Source organism: Leisingera sp. M658 (assembly GCF_025144145.1).
GTDB lineage: Bacteria > Pseudomonadota > Alphaproteobacteria > Rhodobacterales > Rhodobacteraceae > Leisingera.
This window is the reverse complement of the sequence record NZ_CP083548.1, coordinates 1-22,242: the sequence shown is the minus strand read 5'-3', so window position 1 is coordinate 22,242 and position 22,242 is coordinate 1. Positions and strand designations below refer to the sequence as shown.

Genomic DNA, 22,242 nt, shown 5'->3' with positions numbered 1-22,242 from the left:
GAGATGATGGTTGCCCGTTTTGATGGTGGTGCAAACTCAACCGCAAAACGAGGAAACCACGATGTTGAACTCTACCGACAAGATCATAAAACACAAAACCGGGCTGCTGAACCTGGCCGAAGAACTGGGCAATGTGAGCAAAGCTTGCCAAGTCATGGGCTACAGCCGGGATACATTCTACCGGTACAAATCAGCGGTCGACGAAGGCGGCGTGGAGGCGCTGTTCGAGCGTACCCGGCGCAAGCCCAACCTGGCCAATCGGGTTGATGACGCCACCGAGCAGGCCGTCATCAAATCCGCCACCGATTTCCCGGCCAATGGCCAGGCCCGCACATCTAACGAGCTGCGCAAGCTGGGCGTATTTGTTTCGCCATCCGGCGTCCGGTCTATCTGGCTGCGGCATGATCTGGCGAACCACTGCCCGGCAGGGCATTGCGCAGCAATGTCCCGAGAGGGGTCAAGGCTCGCCTGAAGGCCCTGGAAGCCATCGTCGCTCAAGAGGGTGGTATCCTGACCGAGGCATAGGTGCAGGCGCTGGAGAAGAAAAAGCTCGACGATGAGGCCTGCGGTGAGATTGAAACGGCCCACCCTGGCTATCTGGGCAGCCAGGACACCTTCTATGTTGGCACCCTCAAGGGCGTGGGGCGGGTCTATCAGCAGACCTATGTCGATACCTTTAGCAAGGTGGCTCACGCCAAGCTCTACACCACGAAAACGCCGATCACCGCCGCGGATCTGCTCAATGACCGGGTGCTGCCGTTTCATGACGAGCATGAGCTGCCAGTGCTGCGGATTATGACGGACCGGGGGCACGGAATACTGCGGCCGGGCCGATAAGCACGATTTCCAGCTCTTCCTGGCGATCAATGATATTGACCACACGAAAACCAAGGTGAAATCACCGCAGACAAATGGGATCTGCGAGCGGTTCCACAAGACAGTTTTGCAGGAGTTCTATCAGGTCGCGTTCCGAAAGAAGCTCTATGACAGAATTGATGCGCTGCAGGCCGATCTGGATGAATGGCTGCACCACTACAACCACCAACGCACTCATCAGGGCAAAATGTGTTGCGGCAGAACGCCGTTCCAGACCATGATTGAGGGAAAGGAAATCTGGAAGGAAAAGTTCCTGAACTGAACTTGCCCTGACAGACGCCGCCGGAAAAACGGCTGACTGTCAGATCACATCTGAACTACTACATATGAACATTGAGATAAACGACTATGATCTTCTGACCGACGACAAGGATGGTCGAAGTCGTTGTGTTCTGCACACAAAAGACCAGATTGATCTGGCCTTTGCACTGTACTGGAAGCCAAAAATATTCATCTCAAACGCTGGAAAATCATTCCCATACGAGGTTTATCAACCGCGGCCGAACGACCATCTTGATTCACCGCATCTGCATATGAGAGCAGACCGCCAATTTTGCTTGAACGAGATCATCGCTGTCGGCGACATTATCACAGTTATGTAGGTCTGGGCTCAAACCGCTATCCAGCGGTTTCAGTCTCATGTTCTCACAAGGCTTATCAGCCCTTCGGTATTTGAAGTCTACGGGCTGCCAAGCTTTGTTCCTGTTGCCCTATCCAGTGACGTTTCTGCTTTGCGCAGCCGGCGGCATTTCTGAATGGTGTCTAAATCATATGCACCCGGAACCGATTTTCACCGGAGGCACCCAAATGCCCCCGGTGAAAGCCACCTGAAGGTTTGGCAGATGTTTGCTCCGCCAAACCCGTGCTGTTCTACGCCCGGACCTGGCGTCAGATCAGGTCATCAAAGGCAACCGTCTGATCGGCAAAGACTAACAAGCCAATATCCAGCAGCTGGTCGCGGCCTTCATAATAGCCATCAGCCCCGCCGCTGGCCGCATCAGTTACCGTCAGACGGGTGATGTCGGAACCCCGGTTGGTGTCATAGTAGGTGTAACTTTCAAAACTGTAGTCCTCAAAGTTGCCGTCAAACACCGCGCGGTCCCGGTCTGAGGGGTCCGACGCATTCCAGCTGTGGCCCTGCAGCCGGTCATCGCCAAGGCCGCCATAGAGCCAATCCCGGCCGTCTTCGCCATACAGCGTGTCATTGCCATCGCCGCCAAACAGATAGTCCCGGCCGCTGCCGCCCGCCAGATTGTCGTTACCTCCCTGACCGGACAGCGTATCGGCTCCTTCACCGCCATAAAGGGTGTCGTTGCCGCTTCCGCCCCGCAGCAAGTCATCGTTGCCATACCCCAGCAGCCGGTCATCACCGCCTTTTCCGATCAGCACATCGGCACCATCGGCACCGCGCAATTCGTCGTTGCTATTGGAACCGAACTGAATATCCGCTGCTCGCACGGTGACGTCCTTGAATGCGGCAAAGGTATCATTCGGCTCCAGGGCCGTCTCAGAGCCGCCCTTGCTGATCTGGATTTCGCCGCCGCTGCGGTCGAACTGAAAGCTGTCGATCCGGCCGCCGAAGTAGGCGTAATCGCTGCGCTCATCACTGCCGAAAACCTCTTCGCCGGTTAGCACCGCATCATAAACCGCCAGATCACTGATACTGCCATCGAAGTAGCTGTGGATCTTGTCGGTTTTGCCAGCCGCATTGCTCCACCCTGCAGCCCCGGCAATCAATGCCTCGCTGTTGCTGCTCCAGTCAAAATTCAGCCCGGCTTCATAGGCAATCCGCGCGCCATTCAGGTAGACTTCCACGCCCTCGCTGCCAAAGTTCAAGCTGAAGTCATAGTCTGTGCCTGCCTCAATCGCATTTGCCGCAGTGAAATAGTGGGTCTCCTCGCTGTCCTGCAGGCGCACGATCAGCTTGCCGGTTTCATCCAGATAAACCGCCAGATGCCCGCCGCTGCCGTATTCAACAGCATCCTTGGACAACAGGGTCTGGTATCCGGCCAGGCTGCTGACGGTGAAGCGAAAGGCAATGGTGCCGCTGGACAGCTCCAGCGCCTTGTTATGGTCAAAGACATAGGCAGAGCGGTCTTCGGCATCGAACCGGTGGCTGCCGGCCATGGCAAAGACCGGGCTTTCCGCCGCCGCAAGGGTCAGATCGCCAGCGTCCGCCAGCGCCGACCCCGGGACCTTGATTTTGCCGGTGTTTTCGGAAACCGCGGTTGGCGACAGCGCCTCCTCCAGGTCGTCGATGCTCTTGACGATGCCATAGGCCGGCGCCGCGGTGTGTTCGATGTCCGACAGTTTCACCAGGTCGCCGTAGACGGTGATCTTGCCCAGCAGATCGTCGTTATGGGCGCCGCCGTTGTTGCCCTGGTCGGAGTAGAGCGCAATCACCGAGTGATCCATCACCCCGTCGCCGTTCTTGTCGCCATAGGTGATCGAGGCGATCTCGGTGGTGTGGCCCTCAATGACAATGCGGTCACCCTCGGCGCGGCTGAAATCCTGCACCACATCATGGCCCATGATGTCGACCCAATGGTCGTGCAGCTTGTCGTTCTCACCCGCAACCCCATGCCAGTTGATGGTGCCGTCGTCGCGGGTGTGCTTCTCGATATAGCGTTCCTTGGCATTGATAAGCGTCTGGAAATAAAAAATATCCGCGCCCTTGCCGCCGATCAGAAGATCATCGCCCGGCACCGGTTGATCGGGGTACAGCTTGCCGTCCGTCAGCTCGTTTTCCGGGTCGCCCTCATCGCGGTTGGGATCATAGGCGATGGCCCCCTCGCGCCCGTCCGCGCGGCTGATCAGCAGATCGTTGCCAGCGCCGCCCTTCAGCGTGTCCTTGCCGTGGCCGCCGTCCAGCACATCGTTGCCGCCGCCGCCATACAGCGTGTCGTTGCCGTAGTTGCCCTGCAGCACATCGGAGCCGCCCTTGCCGATGATCTTGTCGTCGCCGCGGCCCGCGTCAATGCCATCGGCGCCGCTGGTGCCGCGCACCGTGTTGTCGCCGCCGTTGCGGCTGATCATGTTGAGACTGCGGTCCAGATGGCCGTGATGGGTGACGCCGTAATCCGACAGGATCTCCAGAAAGGTGTCGCTGGCGCCGTGCAGCTGGCCAAAGGCCGGGGCCAGATCCTCCATCATCGCGCCCATCTTGGCGCCCATGGCGGTGCCGGCCGCCTCGGCCAGTGCAATCTGGCTGCTTTCGCCCAGCTGGCTGTCAAAGATCCGCACATCGCTGATGGTGCCCTTGAACAGCGAATGCGCGTCATCCTCCTGATCGCTGCGCCAGGCCCGGCTGCCGCCGATCACCAGGGCGTTATCATTGTCTGCCAGCCCCTGTTTGAATTGCGGCTCGGCTGCCACCAGCGCGCCATCCAGCCAGATCATCAGCCCGTCCGCGCCAAAGCTGACCGAGATCTGGTAGGTTTGCTGCGCCGACAACACCAGATCCGGGACTTTCAGGTATTCGGTCCCGCTGCCGTCCGACTGGGTCGCCACCAAAGTGCCGTCCTTGACCCAAAGCGTGAAGTCGCCCGCCCCGGCGCCGCTGCCGTCCTTGGACACCAGCGCCATCTCGCCGGGCAGCCGCTCCAGCGAAAAGCTCAGCGAGACCGTCGCCGCGTTCAGCGCAAGGGCATCCAGATGACCCGCATTCAGATAATCGCCGTCTTCACCGCTCAGCACATGCTGGCCTGGCATCGCAACAACCGGCGCGCCGGCACCTGGTATGGCGGCCTGCGCAGCAGTTCCCAGCGCCGACCCCGGGACCTTGATTTTGCCGGTGTTTTCGGAAACCGCGGTTGGCGACAGCGCCTCCTCCAGGTCGTCGATGCTCTTGACGATGCCATAGGCCGGCGCCGCGGTGTGTTCGATGTCCGACAGTTTCACCAGGTCGCCGTAGACGGTGATCTTGCCCAGCAGATCGTCGTTATGGGCGCCGCCGTTGTTGCCCTGGTCGGAGTAGAGCGCAATCACCGAGTGATCCATCACCCCGTCGCCGTTCTTGTCGCCATAGGTGATCGAGGCGATCTCGGTGGTGTGGCCCTCAATGACAATGCGGTCACCCTCGGCGCGGCTGAAATCCTGCACCACATCATGGCCCATGATGTCGACCCAATGGTCGTGCAGCTTGTCGTTCTCACCCGCAACCCCATGCCAGTTGATGGTGCCGTCGTCGCGGGTGTGCTTCTCGATATAGCGTTCCTTGGCATTGATAAGCGTCTGGAAATAAAAAATATCCGCGCCCTTGCCGCCGATCAGAAGATCATCGCCCGGCACCGGTTGATCGGGGTACAGCTTGCCGTCCGTCAGCTCGTTTTCCGGGTCGCCCTCATCGCGGTTGGGATCATAGGCGATGGCCCCCTCGCGCCCGTCCGCGCGGCTGATCAGCAGATCGTTGCCAGCGCCGCCCTTCAGCGTGTCCTTGCCGTGGCCGCCGTCCAGCACATCGTTGCCGCCGCCGCCATACAGCGTGTCGTTGCCGTAGTTGCCCTGCAGCACATCGGAGCCGCCCTTGCCGATGATCTTGTCGTCGCCGCGGCCCGCGTCAATGCCATCGGCGCCGCTGGTGCCGCGCACCGTGTTGTCGCCGCCGTTGCGGCTGATCATGTTGAGACTGCGGTCCAGATGGCCGTGATGGGTGACGCCGTAATCCGACAGGATCTCCAGAAAGGTGTCGCTGGCGCCGTGCAGCTGGCCAAAGGCCGGGGCCAGATCCTCCATCATCGCGTCCATCTTGGCGCCCATGGCGGTGCCGGCCGCCTCGGCCAATGCGATCTGGCTGCTTTCGCCCAGCTGGCTGTCAAAGATCCGCACATCGCTGATGGTGCCTTTGAACAGCGAATGCGCGTCATCCTCCTGATCGCTGCGCCAGGCCCGGCTGCCGCCGATCACCAGGGCGTTATCATTGTCTGCCAGCCCCTGTTTGAATTGCGGCTCGGCTGCCACCAGCGCGCCATCCAGCCAGATCATCAGCCCGTCGGCGCCAAAGCTGACCGAGATCTGGTAGGTTTTCTGCGCCGACAACACCAGATCCGGGACTTTCAGGTATTCGGTCCCGCTGCCGTTCGACTGGGTCGCCACCAAGGTGCCATCCTTGACCCAAAGCGTGAAGTCCCCCGCCCCGGCGCCGCTGCCATCCTTGGACACCAGCGCCATCTCGCCGGGCAGGCGGTCCAGCGAAAAGCTCAGCGAGACCGTCGCCGCGTCCAGCGCAAGGGTGTTTGAATGATTGATGCTGAGAATGTCGTCCCGGCTGCCTGTATACTCTTTGGTTTTCAGCTTCGTAAAAACCGGATCCGGAAACGTTGTGTTTGCCACGCTTAGGGTCCTCCTTGCTATGGCTATTGTTGGTTGAAACATACTGCTCAAGCCTGAGTCTATCGTGACCGGAATTAGGCATTCCAAGCCTTTTGCCAGCATGGGCAAGATTTCGCCCGTTTCCCGTAAGAGATTGAAATCATAGTTAATGCCCGGGCCCAAACGACCCGATGCCCGACCAATTGCGGCAAAAATAAGGCATGAGCTTAGCGGACCTTGCAGGAATGTGGCTTTTCAAGCCGCAAGCGCGCCCTTCTTGCGGCGGAAAAATGACCGGCCGCAGGCCCGGGTTTAGGCGCACGGCGTGAACAAATCCTGGAATTGGTGAAGACAGCAAACCGCATCGGCAAAGACGCGCACTCCTCATCTGCCGCAGTCAATGTTCAATCCAGCTTCGCAACCGGTACCGATCCGGCAACGGGCCGCCGGCTAATAATTGACAAAATTAGTAAATTAAATTACCCGCCGCGCTCGAAGGAGTTGCGGATGTTCTACGACCTGGCCAAATTGCGTGCGTTTGCCGCCAATCCTTGCCTGATTGCGGCGGACGGGGTTGAGATGACTTATGCTGCGCTGGCTGACGCCGCCGCAGAGTTCGGCAAATCGCTGCCGCAAGAGCGGCGGCTGATTGCGGTTGAAGCCGCATCCGATCCCGAAGCCATTACCGCCTATGCAGGTGCCCTGGCTGCCGGCCACGCGGTTATGCCGCTGCCGGCCGCGGACCCCGTCACCGCTGCCCGCCTGGAGGAACGGTTTCGTCCGGCTGCCAGCTTCCGGCGCATCGGCGGAACCTGGCAACTGCTGGCGCACGCGCATGACCCCGCTGAGATCCACCCGGAGCTGACACTGCTGCTGCAGACCTCCGGCAGCACCGGCCACGGCCGCGGGGTCCGCCTGTCGGGCACGGCTATGGATACCAACGCCAGCGCTATAGCCCAGTATCTCGGGATCCAGCCCCAAGACCGCGCCGCACTGATCCTGCCGCTGCATTACTCCTACGGCTTGTCGGTGCTGCATTCGCATCTTGCCGCCGGTGCCAGCCTCTGGCTTGCGCCCAGCTCAGTTTTGGACCCCGGTTTTGCCACCGCGCTGGAGGCCTCCGGCGCCACCAGCCTGGCCGGCGTGCCGCATCACTACCGCCTGCTGGACAGCGCCGGCCTTGCCCATGCGCTGCCGGAAAACATCAAGACCCTGACCGTTGCCGGCGGCGCCATGGAGCCAGAGCAGGTCCGCGCGTGGTCTGCCCGGATGCAAGCCCGCGGCGGCCGGTTCTATGTCATGTACGGCCAGACCGAGGCCACCGCGCGGATCAGCTACCTGCCGCCAGAGCTGGCTTTGGACACTCCCGGCGCTGCAGGCCGCGCCATTCCTGGCGGGCGTCTGCTGCTGCGCTCTGCCGCCGGCACCGAAATCACCACGCCTGAGGGCGAAGGCGAGCTGATCTATCAGGGGCCGAACGTGATGATGGGCTATGCCGAAAGCCACGCCGATCTGGCCAAAGGCGCCGGACTCAGCGAGCTGGCAACCGGCGATCTGGCCCGTCGCGATGCAAACGGACTTTACCACATCACCGGGCGGCTTTCGCGGATGTCCAAGATTGCCGGCCTGCGTATCGGTCATGACGCTATTGAACGTGCCTTGGCCGCCCAGGGGCATGAGACCGCGGTTTGGGGTGATGACAGCCGCATCTCGATTGCAATCTGCGGGGCGGAGGACGGCATCGCTGCGATGGCCGCCAAGCTGACCGGCATCGGCCAGCAGCATTTCACCGTCCTTCCGCGCAAATCCCTGCCGCGGCGCGCCAATGGCAAGATCGACTATCCGGCGCTGAAGGCGCAATCAGCGCAGCGCAAACCTGCCAGGAATGTGCTGGCGGTCTTCCAGGCCGCCTTTGCGCCGCAGAGTGTGGGCCGGAACGATAGCTTTGCCGCGCTCGGCGGAGATTCCCTGCGTCATGTAGAGCTGTCCCTGGCTCTGGACGAAGCCCTTGGCGGCGCCCCGGCGGGCTGGGAAAACATGCCGATCAGCACTCTTGAGCAAGCCGCCCCGGCGCCCGGCGCCAGCCTGCCTTTCGATCTGGTTGCCCGCGTGGCTGCCATCCTCGCGGTGGTGGTGGCGCACCAGACCCTTTGGCCGGTGTTCGGCGGAGCAGCTGCGATGGTGATCCTGATGGGGATGAGCGTCGCAGGCTTTCGCTGGGAGGCGCTGAAATCCGGCGATATGCGCAGCTTCTTCAAACCGGTAGCCGCGGTGCTGATCCCCTATTATCTGATCCTTGCGGGCTATGCCGCGGCGTGGGAGCAGGTGCCCTGGGTCTCGGTCTTTCTGGCCGGCAATTTTGCCGTGACAATCCCCGAAACCCACCTGATGCTGCCGTATTTGTACTGGTTCATCGAGGCTTATCTGCAAATGACCCTGCTGGTGGCGCTGCCCTTTGCCGTGCCGCCCCTGCGCCGCTGGCTTGCTAGCCAGGGTGCTTTCCGCACCGGCCTGTGTTTTCTGGCGTTTGCCGTGGCACTCCGCCTGATTGCACCCGAGGTCTGGCAAATCGGCGGCCGCGCGCAGTTCACCGTGCCGTGGGTCTTTTACCTGTTTGCCCTGGGATGGTGCATCACCGCCGCCAGCACGCTGCGGCAACGGCTTCTGGTGCTGGGGGCAGCCTGCCTGATCATGCCCGCGGCGGCCTATCTTGGCGGCAACTGGTACGGCGGCTGGATCAAATACATGTGGCTATTGGCACTGATTGCCGGGCTGCTGTTCGTCACCCGCCTGCCGATGCCGCGCTTTGCGGCCCGCCCGCTGATGCGGCTGGCCCAGGCCGCCTTCCCGATCTACCTGCTGCACCGCTTCATGCCGGAACTGCTGATGCCGATGATCGGGCTGGAGGCCCGCAGCCCGCTGAACGATGCGCTGGCAATCTTTGGCGGCCTCGCCCTGGGTCTTGCCGCCGCCGCCTTGCAGCGCCAGCTGATACAGGCTTGGACCAATGCCAGGAACCGCCGCCAGCCGGCGGTGGCACAGGCCTAAGCCAGCTCCGCGGCTGCAGCGGCAATCCGGGACAAGGCTACCCGAAGCTCCGTCTCGGACGTCGCATAGGAAATCCGGAAGTAAGGCGAGATGCCAAAGGCCCGGCCCGGCACCACGGCCACATGATGCTGATCCAGCAGATAGGCGCAGAAATCCGCGTCCGTCTCCAGCACATCCCCCTGCGGAGTGTGCTTGCCCAGCACCCCGGCGCAATTAGCAAAGGTGTAGAACGCGCCCTCCGGCACCGGGCACTCAATGCCGTCGATACCGTTCAGCGCCTCCACCACCAGATCGCGCCGTGCCTGGAAACTGGCCTGCCGCTCTGCCAGCGCCTCCTGCGGCCCGTTCAATGCTGCCACCGCTGCCGCCTGCGAAATCGAGGACGGGTGCGAAGTCGATTGCGACTGCACCACTTTCATCGCCGCAATCAGATCCTTCGGCCCGCCCGCATAGCCCAGCCGCCAGCCCGTCATCGCATAAGCCTTGGAGACGCCGTTGACCGTCAGCACCCGCTCCTTCAGCCGCCGCTCCACCTGTGCGGGCGTGGCGAACTGAAACCCGCCATAGGTGATGTGCTCATACATGTCATCGGCCATCAGCCAGACATCCGGATGCTGCAGCAACACCTCCAGCAAGGGCCGGTAATCCGCGGCGCTGTACCCCGCTCCTGCCGGATTGGACGGCGAATTCAGCAGCAGCCAGCGGGTGCGCGGGGTGATCGCCGCCTGCAGTTTCTCTGCGGTCAGCCGGAACCCTGTATCACTGCCGCAAGGCACCAGCACCGGCTCCCCGCCGGCAATCCGGATGATATCGGAATAAGAGGTCCAATAGGGCGTGGGCACGATCACCTCATCGCCGGGATCAAGGCTCGCCATGAAAGCATCAAACAAGATTTCCTTGGCGCCGGTGCCGGCGATGATCTCGTCCAGCCCATATTCCAGGCCGTTGTCGCGTCTGAACTTCGCCTGCACCGCCAGCCGTAGTTCCAGCGTACCGCCAAGCGGGGTGTATTTGGTCTCCCCCGCCTGCATCGCGGCGGCGGCTGCCTCCTTGATGTGGTCCGGCGTGTCGAAGTCCGGCTCCCCGGCGCCAAGGATGATCACCGGCGCGCCCTGGCGCCTCATCTCTGCCGCCTTCGCGCCGATGGTCAAAATCTCCGAGACCCCGATCGGGTCAAGACGGCTTGCGCGGTGGAACTGGGCCATGGCGGGGGCTCCCTGCTGGTTTGATGGCGCTGCAAGGTTGGCGCGGCAAATGCACCGGAAAAACCGGCAGTTTGCGACAGCATTCATTCCGGATTGGCATCAAATACCAAGGGCCGCCCAGGCGGATTTCCTCAACCCGGCTTTGAACGCAATTGCTTCTTCAGCCACCGTTCAAGCTTTTGCACCGCTTCCGGCACCGGCCCGTGCGGGCGCACCAGGTAATAGCGCTTGCGCGACACCAGCTCGGGCCCCGGAATCCGCAACAGATCCCCTGACGCAATCTCCCGCGCCACCATGTCATAGGGCACAATCGCCGCGCCCAGCCCCGCCGCCGCCGCCGCAATCACCATCGAGTGCTGGTCGAAATAACGCCCGTCCTGCCGCGGTGCGCCTGCCAGCCCGGCGCGCTCGAACCACTCCGCCCAGGTCCCCGCCCGGCTGTCCAAATGCAGCAGCGGCGCCTGTGCCAGGTTACCCGCCAGCTCCAGCTGGTGCGCGGCGTAAAACGCGGGCGCGCAGACCGGCACCATTTCCTCGCCGAACAAGGGCGCCATATGGGTGCCCGGCCAGTTGTCCAGCCCGTAGTGCACTGACAAATCAAAGTTCTCGCGCGCAAAATCAAACGGCTCCAGCCGGGTGGAGAAACTCAGCTCCACCTCCGGGTGGCGGGCGAAGAAATCCGGCAGCCGCGGAATCAGCCACAGGTTGGCGAAAGCAGGCAGCACCGCAATCCGCAAAGCCGAGCGGCCCGCCCCGGCAGCAGCCGCCTTTTGCAGCGTCGCCCGCAAACCTGCAAGATCCAGCTTCAGATCGGCGGCCAGCCCCTGCCCCGCAGGCGTCAGCACCACACCCCGGCCTGAACGCTGGAACAAGTCGAAGCCCAGATCCGCCTCCAGCTCCTTTACCTTTTTGCTGACGGCGCTTTGCGTCAGCCCCAATTCCTCTCCCGCCGCAGTGAAACTTTGATGCCGCGCAGCGCTTTCGAAGCAGCGCAGATGGGTCAGGCCAGGCAGGCGCATCTTACACCTCCCCCAGCTGCGACAGCAGCCATTCGCGGAACTTGATCAGCGGATACTCCTCTGGCTGATCCGCAGGCCAGACCAGGAAATACTCGCCCAGACTCACCGCAGCCCCCTCCATCGCCAGCGCCAGCCGGCCTTGTGCGATCTCGTTCTCCGCCAGGAAATCCGGCAGCAACGCCACCCCCAGCCCATGCACCGCCCCCTGCGTCATGGCCGAGGATTGGTCAAACAGCATCCCCCGCAGCTTGGCCGCCGGCACATCATGCAAGTGAAACCATTGCTCCCAGCAATCTGGATGGGTCTCCAGATGCAACAGAGGGTAATCCAGCAGGTCCGCAGGCGAAGACACCGGCCCTGCCATCAGCCCCGGCGCGCAGACCGGCAGCACATGTTTCGGCATCAGGGGCAGATACGCCACACCCGGCCAGTCCCGCGTGCCGTAATGGATCGCCGCCTGCGCCGTGCCCGCATCAAAGCTGAACGGCAGATTATGCGTGTGCAGGTTCACCGTGATGCCGGGATGCGCGGCGGCAAACTCCCGCAGCCGCGGTGCCAGCCAGTGCAGGCCAAAGGACGGCAGGATCGACAGCGTGAAACTGCCGCCGTCCGGGTTCGCCCGCAGCTTGACCGAGGCCTGCGCCAGCCGGGTCAGGATCGCGCGCGCCTCTTTGGCAAAACCGGTTCCGGCAGGCGTCAGCTGCATCCGCATCTGGTCACGGGCAATCAGATCGACCCCCATCTGCTCCTCCAGCTGTTTCAATTGGCGGCTGATGGCGCTTTGCGTCAGCGACAAATCCTCCGCCGCAGCCGAAGCACTGCCCAGCCGGTCCACCGCCTCCAACGCCAGCAGCGAGGGGATTGAGGGCAGGAAGCGGCGCGGCGCAATCATATGATACAAACTCATAGGGGCAGGATTTAGTTTCATTAGCAATCCTGAGAGCACGGTGCAATTTCTATATCAGAACCGTATCCGGCAGGATGCTCGCGGAATCCACCCAAAAGTTTTCCTCATGCCCTGCCCCGCTCGATAAGGACCTTGATATGCCCCATTCCGATATCCTCGCCGCGGCCGGCCTGACCCAGGCCGAACTGGCAGGCGGCAGCCTCGCCGTCACCACTCCCGTGGACGGCAGCGAAATCGCCCGCCTGAAAACCCACTCCGCGGCAGAGGCCGAAGCGCAGATTTCCGCCGCCAAAGAGGCCTTCAAATCCTGGCGCCTGGTGCCCGCCCCGCGCCGCGGCGAACTGGTGCGGCTTCTGGGTGATGAATTGCGCCGCGAGAAGGAAACCCTGGGCCGCCTCGTCACTTTGGAATGCGGCAAAATCTACCAGGAAGGCCTCGGCGAAGTGCAGGAGATGATCGACATCTGCGACTTTGCCGTCGGCCTCTCGCGCCAGCTTTACGGCCTGACCATTGCGTCTGAGCGCCCCGGCCACGCTATGCGCGAAAGCTGGCACCCGATGGGCACCTGCGGCATCATCACTGCCTTCAACTTCCCCGTTGCGCCCTGGTGCTGGAATGCAGCACTTGCTCTGGTCTGCGGCGATCCGGTGATCTGGAAACCGTCCGAGAAAACCCCGCTCACCGCGCTGGCGGTGCAGAAAATCTGCGACCGCGCCATGGCCGCCTTTGGCGAGGACGCGCCCGCAGGTCTGATCCGGGTGCTGATCGGTGAGCGCGATCTGGGCGAGACTCTCACTGCCTCCAAGGACGTCGCCATCATCTCGGCCACCGGATCGGTGCCGATGGGCAAGGCGGTTGCGGCGGATATGTCCAATCGCCTCGGCCGCACCATTCTGGAACTAGGCGGCAACAACGCGATGATCGTGGCCCCCTCTGCCGATCTGGAAATGGCCCTGCGCGCTATCGTTTTTTCCGCCGTCGGCACCGCCGGCCAGCGCTGCACCAGCCTGCGCCGCCTGATCGTGCACGCGGACATCTATGACGCGCTGATCCCGCGCCTGGTCAAGGCCTACGCGGGCCTGCCCATCGGCGACCCGCTGGCGGACGGCACCCTGGTCGGCCCGCTGATCGACCGCAACGCACTGGACGCCATGGCGGGCGCACTCGAGCGCGCCAAGACAGAAGGCGGCACCGTGCATGGCGGCAGCCAAACCTTGACGGACACCTTCGGGGATGCCGCCTATGTGCATCCGGCCATCGTCGAGATGCCCGCCCAGACCACGATCATGCACACCGAAACCTTCGCGCCGATCCTCTATGTGGTGAAATACAGCGATCTGGACCAAGCCATTGAAATGCAGAACGAAGTACCCCAGGGCCTCAGCTCCTGCATCTTCTCGACGGACGTGCGCGAATGCGAATATTTCCTCTCGGCAGCGGGCTCGGACTGCGGTATTGCCAATGTGAACATCGGCCCCTCAGGCGCTGAAATCGGCGGCGCATTCGGGGGCGAAAAGGAGACGGGCGGCGGCCGCGAAAGCGGATCCGACGCCTGGAAAGGCTACATGCGCCGGCAGACCAACACGGTGAACTATTCACGCGAGCTGCCGCTTGCTCAGGGGATCAAGTTTGACATCTGATCTGGCATCCTGCCTCTGGCACCAAACCTGCCAGGAAAATCCAGCCTTCCCGGAACTCATCGGGGAGGCTGTGGCCGACCTCGTGGTGATCGGCGGCGGCTACACCGGCTGCTCTGCCGCATTGAAGGCGGCAGAAATGGGCGCCTCGGTCTGCCTGATCGAAGCGGAGGAAATCGGCAGCGGCGGCTCGGGCCGCAATGTCGGACTGGTGAATGCAGGCCTCTGGCTGCCGCCCGAGGGCATCAGCGCCGAACTGGGCATGGAAACCGGCAGCCGCCTCTCCCAGCTTCTGGGCTGCGCACCGCAGATGGTGTTTTCACTGATCGAAAAACACGCCATCCAATGCGAACCCGAACGCAACGGCACCCTGCACTGCGCGCATGCGCCCTCCGGCTTGAAAGACCTGCAGCGCCGCCACGGCCAGCTTCGCGCCATTGGCGCGCCGGTGGAGCTGCTATCGCGCGACGAGGCCGTACATCGCACCGGATCCAAGGCCGTGCACGGTGCCCTGTTCGATCCGCGCGCAGGCACAATCCAGCCGCTCGCCTATGTCCGCGGCCTCGCCCGCGCCGCCGCGGCCGCCGGCGCGCAACTGCACAGCAACGCCCCCGCCGTCACGATCAGCCGCGACGGCACCAGCTGGCAGGTCACGACGCCAAGAGGCAGCCTGCGCGCCAAGCACCTGATCATGGCCACAAACGCCTATGCCAGCCAGATCGCAGGTTACGGCGCGCCGCAAGTGATCCCGGTTCATTATTTCCAGGCCTCCACCGATCCGCTGCCTGCCGCTCTGCTCGACAAACTCCTGCCAAACAAAGAAGGCTGCTGGGACACCGCCCTGGTGATGTCCTCCTGGCGGCTGGATCAGGCCGGGCGGCTGGTGATCGGCGGCATGGGTGCGCTCAACCATTTCGGCAGCGCCCTGCACCGCAATTGGCTGCCCCGCAAACTGGCAGCGCTTTACCCCGAATTGAAAGACGCAAGGCTGCATGGCCATTGGCACGGCCGCATTGCCATGACCACCGAACACCTGCCCAAGATCCTGGATCTGAACGGCGGCTTAGCCTGTTTCGGGTATTCCGGCCGCGGTATCGGCCCCGGCACCCTGTTCGGCACCGCAATGGCCGAGGCCCTGCTGACAGGCGACCAATCCTGCCTGCCGGTCCCGCCCGCAAAAGGCCACGCAATCCCCTTTGCAGGGCTGCGCAGCGCCTACTACGAGGCCGGTGCCAGCCTTACCCATCTGATCAGCGACAGGTGAAAAGGCGGACCGCCCCGCCCCGCCCGCCGATCATTTGCAGCCGGCAATCGCTGCACCGATATCCTGCAGCAGCGCCGGGTAAAACTGCGGCCCCGTTTCCAGCTTGGCACCCAGCGGATCCAGCACCGCAGTGCCCGTCCCGGTGCCATCCAGCACGGTGGCGACCACGCCCGGGTTGAATTGCGGCTCCGAGAAGACGCAGGCCACCTTGAGATCCGCCACAACATCGCGTATTTCGGCAATCCGCGCCGGACCTGGCTTGGAGGCGTCACCGATCGAAATTGCCCCTGCGGCATTCAATCCAAATCCGCGCTCGAAATACTGATAGGCGTCGTGAAACACGATGAACTGCTTGGCGCGGAACGGCTCCAGCGCAGCCGAAACGCTGGCAACAGTGTCCGCAATCTCCTGCTTGCCGGCTTCGGCATTGGCCTTGTACGCGGCGGCATTTGCGGGATCATGCTCTGCCAGTTCCTGCGCGATCACATCAAGCCAGGCCTGGGCATTGGCCGGCAGCAGCCAGGCATGCGGGTCGGCGCCGTCATGGTGATGGCCATGGGCATGATCACCGTGATCGCTGTGGCCATCCTTATCCGCATGGTCTTCATGGGCCTCATGATCGTCGTGATCCTCATCGCCCTCAGAATGCTCTTCATGGCCGTGACCGTCATGATCTTCATGCGCATCGTGACCGTCATGATCCGCATGGTCCTCTTCATCATCATCATGCGCATGCGCCTCAAACCGCGCGCCCTCACGGAACGGCAGTACCGTGGTACCCGCGGCCTCCAGCAGCTCTACCCGGTGCGCACCGCCGGCCAGCTCTTCCAGCGGGCCTTGCAGCCAAGGGGTCAGCGCCTCACCCAGCCAGAACACCAGATCCGCCTGATCCAGCGCCCGCGCCTCCGAGGGCCGCATCGAATAGCCATGCGGCGAAGCCCCCGGCGGCACCACAAGGGCCGGCTCACCCAGGCCCTGCATCACCCGCGCCACCAGCCCGTGCACAGGCGTGATATCAGCCGCCACACGCGGCACCTCCGCCCAGGCCGTCCCGGTTCCCGCCAGCAAGGCCAATATTGCCGATCCACTTTTCCACATGCTGGAATTCCGCATATCACGCCCCATGTAATCTTATAACATCACGCGGTTGATAAACGTCATAACATAACATATCAAGAGGCAAATCACCCGTCGCCCAAAGGACCCCGCAATGGACTCCATCGGTTTCGAACCGCATGACCACAGCAACTGCATTCACGATTGCATCGCAGCGGTGGACGCCCAGTGCCGGACGGCCGGGCTGCAATTCACGCCCGTTCGCCGCCGGGTGCTGGAGATCCTGCTGCAGGAACACCGCGCGCTCGGGGCCTATGAAATCCTTGACCGGCTGCGCGAAGAGGGCCTCGGCTCGCAACCGCCGGTTGCCTACCGGGCTTTGGATTTCCTGGTGAAAAACGGCTTTGCCCATAAGATCGAACGCCTGAACGCCTTCATCGCCTGCACCCATCCGGGCGAGCATCACGCGCCGGTCTTCCTGATCTGCCGCGCCTGCGATGCGGTGGCTGAATCGCAGCGGGAGCCGACCCAGGGCCAGCTCGGCCAAGCCGCCCGCGAGGCTGGATTTGTTATCGAGCGCGCAGTGATCGAAGCCGAGGGCCTGTGCCCTAAATGCCAGCACGCGGGCGCCGCATGAGCCTGATTTCCCTTCAACAGCTGACGGTCTCTTATGGCGGAAAGACAGTGCTGTCCGGCGTCAACCTGGCCATTGAACCCGGCGAGATCGTCACCGTGGTCGGCCCCAACGGGTCCGGTAAATCCACCCTGTTGCGCAGCGTGATCGGCGCGCTGAAACCCTCGTGCGGTGCGGTCAACCGCGCGCCCGGCCTGCGCATCGGCTATGTGCCGCAGAAAACTGCATATCGACCCGACCCTGCCGCTGACCGTGCGCCGGTTCCTCAGCCTGCCCGCGCGGGTGTCTGACGCCCGCGCGTCCGAGGCGCTGGAGCAAGCCGGCGCCGGCGATCTGGCGGCCCGGCAGATGTCCGGCCTGTCGGGCGGACAGTTCCAGCGGGTTCTGCTGGCGCGTGCCCTGCTGACCGATCCGCAGCTGCTGATTCTGGATGAAGCCACCCAAGGCCTGGACCAGCCCGGCTCCGCCGCCTTTTACCAGCGCATCGAGAAGGTCCGGCAGGATTTGGGCTGTGCGGTGCTGATGGTCAGTCACGAACTGCATGTGGTGATGGCGGCCTCGGACCGGGTGGTCTGCCTCAACGGCCATGTCTGTTGCGAGGGCGCGCCGGAACATGTCGCCTCGGCACCGGAGTACCGCGCCCTGTTCGGCACCGGAACCCAAGGCGCGCTGGCGCTCTACCGGCACGAGCACAATCACAGCCATGATCAGGATTGCAATCATGACCACCATCATCACAAGGCTGCGGAATGACCCTGCTTGACGATTTCCTGATCCGCGCAGCCCTTGCCGGCATCGGCGTGGCGCTGGCCGCGGCACCTTTGGGCTGTTTCGTGGTCTGGCGGCGGATGGCCTATTTCGGCGATGCCACTGCGCACGCGTCGATCCTGGGCGTGGCGCTGGCGCTGAGCTTTGATGTGTCGGTCTTTGCCGGCGTGCTGGCCACCGCGCTGGCCATGGCCACCACCGTGTCCGCACTTGCCGGACGCGGCTATGCGATGGACACGCTTTTGGGCGTGCTGGCGCATTCTTCGCTGGCTTTCGGCCTGGTCGCAGTGTCTTTCCTGCAAGGTGTGCGGATCGATCTGATGGCGTATCTGTTTGGCGATATCCTGGCGGTGGGGCGCGGCGATCTGGCGGTGATCTGGTGCGGCGCAGCCCTGGTGCTGGCACTGCTCTGGTGGCGCTGGTCCGCGCTGCTGACCGCCACGCTGAACCCGGATCTGGCCCATGCAGCGGGCATTGATCCCCGGCGCGAGCAAATGGTGCTGACACTTGCCCTGGCCCTGGTCGTGGCAGTTGCCATCAAGGTGGTCGGAGTATTGCTGATTGCCGCCATTGCTGCTGATTCCGGCTGCGGCCGCCCGCCCCTTTGCCGCAACACCGGAGCGGATGGCGGTGATTGCCGCGCTCTTGGGGATGCTGGCGGCCTCTGGCGGGCTGCAGCTGGCGTTTGTGTTCGACACCCCCGCCGGTCCCAGCATCGTTTGCCTGGCGGCAGCTCTCTTTGCCGCGTCCGGCCTTGCCGGCCTGGTGCTGCAACGGCATCGTGGCTGACCGCCGCCGCCTGCATCCATCCTTGCCGCGATTAAAAGCAACAAGCCCTGGTTTGGGCTGCAGACCGTAATCCGGGCCTGGCTGCCGGCTGCAAATCCGTTCACCGGCCAGCGCCCAGGCGGCCTCAGCTGCCAGTGCGTTGCAGGCTGTCCCCGCAGGTCCATTTGCTGACGGCCTCGGTCAGCGCCTTCTTGTTGATCGGCTTGCTGAGGAAATCATCCATCCCCGCCTCCAGGCATTTTTCCCGGTGGCTCTGCAGCGCATTGGCGGTCAGCGCCACGATCGGACATTTTCTGCCGCCGGTCTCTGCCTCGATCCGGCGCATCTCGGCCGTGGCCTCAATTCCGTCCATCTCCGGCATCATCATATCCATCAGGACAAGGTCGGGCCTCTCTGCCTGGAACTGCGCAACAGCCTCCACACCGTTTTTGGCAACGCTGATTTTCAGCGGCGCATCTTTCAGCATCTTGGTAACAACCAGCTGGTTGGTGCGGTTGTCCTCGGCCAGCAGAACTTTCAGCAGCCGCCCCTGCGGCGCCTCGCTGCCGCCGCCGCTGTCAGCAATCGCCGGTTTTTGGTCCTGAACGCTCAGCACCCGGGTGATCACCTGCCGCAGCTGCACCGCCCGCACAGGTTTCAGCGCAAACTCGCAAACTCCGATAGCCTCGCAATCCGAACGGCTTAGCGCGTGTTCCACCGAAGACAGCACAATCAGCGGCACCGCTTCAAAACCCGGCATGGCGCGGATCCGGGCTGCCAATTCCCGCCCGTCCATCGCCGGCATCTGGTAGTCCAGAATGATGAAATCGAACCGGCGCCCGTCCAGCTGCGCATCCGACAAGATCTCCAGCCCCTCATGCGCCGAGGCTGCCAGCGTGCAGGTCACGCCCCAGGCACTCAGCCGTTCAGACAGGATCACCCGGTTCAGCTCCAAGTCATCCACCAGCAAACCGTTGAGTCCGGCAAAGCTGAGCGGGCTGCCCTCCCGTGCCGAGGCGACATGGCCGCCGGCCTGCAGCGGCATCTCGATGGTGAATACAGAGCCCTTGCCCAGTTCCGACTGCACCTGCACCGAACCGCCCATCAGCTCCAGCAGCTGTGCCGAGATTGCCAGCCCCAGGCCGGTGCCCTCAAAATTGCGGGTGGCGGCATTGTCAGCCTGCTCAAAGGCGCGGAAGATCTGCCCTGTCCGCTCGGGCTCAATGCCTATGCCGGTATCGGTGACTTGCAGCGTCAGCAAATGGCGGCCACCCTGTTTGCGGCCGGTCAAGTCGATGAAGACATAGCCTTCGCGGGTGAATTTGACCGCGTTGCCGGCAATATTGGTGATCACCTGGCGGATCCGCCCGGCATCACCTTCAAAGATTTCCGGCAGCGCGGGGTCGTACCGCATAGTGATCTCGACCCCCTTTTCCGCCGCCTTGGGCGACAGCAGGGTGACCACATCCTCCAGTGCCGTCTGCAAATTGAACGGCGCAAGGTTAAGTTCGACCTTGCCGGCCTCAATTTTGGAGAAGTTCAGAATGTCGTTGATAATCGTCAGCAGCGCCGTGCCGGATTTTGCAATGGTCTCTGCATACATCCGCTGGTCCTCGTCCAGCCCGGTGTCCTGCAGCAGCTCTGCCATGCCAATCACCCCGTTCATCGGGGTGCGGATCTCATGGCTCATATTGGCGAGGAATTCCGACTTGGCGCGATTTGCAATATCTGCGGCCTCACGCGCCTGCTCCATTGCAAATTCCCGCTCGTCTCGTTCGGAAAAAGTGTCTTCCAGCACGCCGACCGAAAAATCCAACGCCCGGAATTCCCGGGAGGCAAACCAGGGCAGCGGCCGCTGCGGGCTGCGCAGCCCTGCAATCGCGTCAGACATCCGGTTATGGATCATATGCAATGGCCGCAGCGCCAGAATATGCACCAGCAACAGCACCAGAAGCGACAGCGCCAGCACCGGCACAACTGTCCAAATGATGATCTGGCGCACTTTGGCCGCCACCAGCGCTTTTCCGTCCTGGGTCGACCAGTCCACCACCATGGTGCCGAAGGAAGCGCCTTCCAGTTCGATCGGCCGTTCATAGATCACGTGATGATCCGGCTGCGGCGCGCCCGGCGCATTGGCCGCAGCCAGCAGCTTGCCCGCCGGGCTGCGGATTTGGATCGATACAATCTGGGGGTTGCGGGTGACGGCCTCGATCAACCCGGTCTCCAGGACCGGGACATCCTCGACTATAATCGATTCCAGCATCAGCCCGCTGAGCAGGGAAACCGTCAGATCGGCCTGGCCGGCAAGCTGCTCTTCAAGCCGCTGCACCTCCTGGCGCTGCGCCAGATTGCCGACTGCAAAGCCAACCGCCGAAGCGGCTAGCAGCAGCGACAACACGATCTGAAAAAGGATGCCTGTACGTTTCATATCTTCACTGCGGCGCCTCAGAATGCCAGGCTTCGCTCCATCGCCCGGCGGATGATGTCATAGTCGTCATCAACCCCCAGCAAGAAGCCGTTCTTTGAAATCCGGCGCACAATTTCTTCGTTGTCCGAGGACAGCATGACCTTGCGCATCGCTTCCAGCACCGTCTGCGGCATCGCTTCCGAGGCCAGCCAGGGTTTGGTCACATTGTCAAAGGAAGCCAGCACCCGGATCGGCACGCCTTTGGCGACCAGTTTTTTGAACGTGCTTTCCTTGAGCGCGCCCGCAGAGAATTTTCCGGCGCCCACTGCTTCACCGACCAGATCGTGACGGCCGAGATATGCGTATTCATGCAGGTCGGCAACCGCTGATTCCGGCCTCCAGCAGGTATTCCTGCGCCAGGTAACGGCCAATCGTCGACAATTCATCGCCGAAAGCAAAGCTGAGACCGGCCAGATCTTCGACCGACTGCACACTGCTGTCCTTATGCACCACGATGACCCCTTGAACCGCTTTCCGCCGTTTTTGGATTCCATCGCGACAATCCGGATTTCCGGATTCTCCTTCATCACATGCACATAAGACGCCGGGCCGAAACGGGCAAAATCCACCTCGCCGCCGGCCAATTGGCGGATGCCTTCGCCATACTCCTTGGCGATCTTCAACCTGATGGAAACCGGCTCTCCCAGTTCCTCGCTCATCCGGCCGGACAGAAAAGACAGGAAAGGCTTGGTACTTTTGACCGTTGCGGTAGGTTTATCCGCTGCATAAGTGCCAAACACCAATTCGGTCCCGGCCTGTCCGCCGCTTGGCAGCAAGGCTGCAAGCGCAGCTGCCAAGGCAGCCCCGGGGGCTGCCCCCCGCAGGCGTATCCTGAAAAGCTTAATGATACCAACGGTCCACTCAAAAAGTGTCACGGTTCTAGCCTCCTGACTGCGATCGGCTGGCACGGCAGGCGGGCCGCCATACTTCGTTACATGGCACATGGTTAAGAATACAATGTTAACGCACTTGCAATTCTTTAAAAAATTTTGCGGTTCTTTTATTCTACGCCTTCTATATTAACCCTTCAGTAAGGTTTTCGTAATCTTTTAGGCGAATTCGCCATAAAATCAGAATATCAATCTCAGCTGGCTCAACAGGAACCACCGTGAAGAACACACCTTTGCCCTCCAAGACCACCCGGTCTCTCCGTCGTTCAGCGCAAATAACTGTGCTTACTTCACTTTTTTCGGCGCTTCCTGTCGCGGCCCTGGCCATTCCATCGCCGGAACTGGTGATCGGCTCGGTGTCTTCGCTATCGCAGGTTCTGGCCGTAGGAATTG

At 62.4% G+C, this 22,242-nt stretch carries 11 protein-coding genes and 4 pseudogenes; 8 read left to right on the top strand and 7 right to left on the bottom strand.

Annotation, left to right across the window (positions count from 1 at the left end; translation table 11 throughout):
* Positions 1–61: 61 nt before the first annotated feature.
* Positions 62–1,138: pseudogene (locus K3724_RS21950) on the top strand (IS481 family transposase).
* Positions 1,139–1,202: 64 nt separating this feature from the next.
* On the top strand, positions 1,203–1,478 hold the full coding sequence (locus K3724_RS21945; RefSeq protein ID WP_259993003.1) for a hypothetical protein: 276 nt from the start codon (positions 1,203–1,205) through the stop codon (positions 1,476–1,478).
* Positions 1,479–1,764: 286 nt separating this feature from the next.
* Here the strand turns inward: K3724_RS21945 and K3724_RS21940 are convergent, their stop codons facing one another.
* Positions 1,765–6,207, bottom strand: coding sequence for a LamG-like jellyroll fold domain-containing protein (locus K3724_RS21940; protein ID WP_311200231.1), 4,443 nt, complete (start codon positions 6,205–6,207; stop codon positions 1,765–1,767).
* 486 nt (positions 6,208–6,693) lie between these two features.
* Here K3724_RS21940 and K3724_RS21935 point away from each other — a divergent pair, with 486 nt between their 5' ends.
* A complete protein-coding gene (locus tag K3724_RS21935; RefSeq protein ID WP_259993001.1) occupies positions 6,694–9,234 on the top strand; it encodes an AMP-binding protein in 2,541 nt (846 codons plus the stop codon).
* Here the strand turns inward: K3724_RS21935 and K3724_RS21930 are convergent.
* From K3724_RS21930 to K3724_RS21920, 3 genes are all read right to left on the bottom strand, one after another.
* Complete coding sequence (locus K3724_RS21930; RefSeq protein ID WP_259992999.1) at positions 9,231–10,439, bottom strand: pyridoxal phosphate-dependent aminotransferase; 1,209 nt, start codon at positions 10,437–10,439, stop codon at positions 9,231–9,233. The two genes, K3724_RS21935 and K3724_RS21930, sit on opposite strands and share 4 nt — an antisense overlap.
* Positions 10,440–10,570: 131 nt before the next feature.
* Positions 10,571–11,458 carry a LysR substrate-binding domain-containing protein gene (locus K3724_RS21925; RefSeq protein WP_259992998.1) on the bottom strand — a complete coding sequence of 296 codons (888 nt, stop codon included), beginning with the start codon at positions 11,456–11,458 and terminating at the stop codon, positions 10,571–10,573.
* 1 nt (position 11,459) lies between these two features.
* Positions 11,460–12,365, bottom strand: a complete 906-nt coding sequence (locus K3724_RS21920) for a LysR substrate-binding domain-containing protein (protein WP_259992997.1) — start codon at positions 12,363–12,365, stop codon at positions 11,460–11,462.
* 137 nt (positions 12,366–12,502) lie between these two features.
* Between K3724_RS21920 and K3724_RS21915 the strand changes: the two genes are divergently transcribed.
* Positions 12,503–14,005 carry an aldehyde dehydrogenase family protein gene (locus tag K3724_RS21915; protein WP_259992996.1) on the top strand — a complete coding sequence of 501 codons (1,503 nt, stop codon included), beginning with the start codon at positions 12,503–12,505 and terminating at the stop codon, positions 14,003–14,005.
* Positions 13,995–15,266, top strand: a complete 1,272-nt coding sequence (locus tag K3724_RS21910) for an FAD-binding oxidoreductase (protein WP_259992995.1) — start codon at positions 13,995–13,997, stop codon at positions 15,264–15,266. Before K3724_RS21915 ends, K3724_RS21910 begins: the two co-directional genes overlap by 11 nt.
* 30 nt (positions 15,267–15,296) lie before the next feature.
* Here the strand turns inward: K3724_RS21910 and K3724_RS21905 are convergent, their stop codons facing one another.
* On the bottom strand, positions 15,297–16,364 hold the full coding sequence (locus tag K3724_RS21905) for a zinc ABC transporter substrate-binding protein (protein ID WP_259992994.1): 1,068 nt from the start codon (positions 16,362–16,364) through the stop codon (positions 15,297–15,299).
* A 112-nt stretch (positions 16,365–16,476) separates the two neighbouring features.
* Between K3724_RS21905 and K3724_RS21900 the strand changes: the two genes are divergently transcribed.
* The 3 genes and pseudogenes from K3724_RS21900 to K3724_RS21890 all read left to right on the top strand — a co-directional run bounded on the left by K3724_RS21900 (position 16,477) and on the right by K3724_RS21890 (position 18,513).
* Entirely contained in the window at positions 16,477–16,959 is a 483-nt protein-coding gene (locus K3724_RS21900; protein ID WP_129373152.1) for a Fur family transcriptional regulator, read from the top strand.
* Positions 16,956–17,709 (top strand): annotated as a pseudogene (locus K3724_RS21895) (ATP-binding cassette domain-containing protein). The gene K3724_RS21900 and the pseudogene K3724_RS21895 overlap by 4 nt, the downstream one beginning before the upstream one ends.
* Positions 17,706–18,513: pseudogene (locus tag K3724_RS21890) on the top strand (metal ABC transporter permease). The pseudogenes K3724_RS21895 and K3724_RS21890 overlap by 4 nt, the downstream one beginning before the upstream one ends.
* Before the next feature lie 124 nt (positions 18,514–18,637).
* Here K3724_RS21890 and K3724_RS21885 read toward each other — a convergent pair.
* Together K3724_RS21885 and K3724_RS21880 are read right to left on the bottom strand one after the other, a co-directional pair.
* Positions 18,638–20,920, bottom strand: coding sequence for a response regulator (locus tag K3724_RS21885; protein ID WP_259992993.1), 2,283 nt, complete (start codon positions 20,918–20,920; stop codon positions 18,638–18,640).
* Positions 20,921–20,937: 17 nt separating this feature from the next.
* A pseudogene (locus K3724_RS21880) lies at positions 20,938–21,834 on the bottom strand (PhnD/SsuA/transferrin family substrate-binding protein).
* Positions 21,835–22,242: the final 408 nt, after the last annotated feature.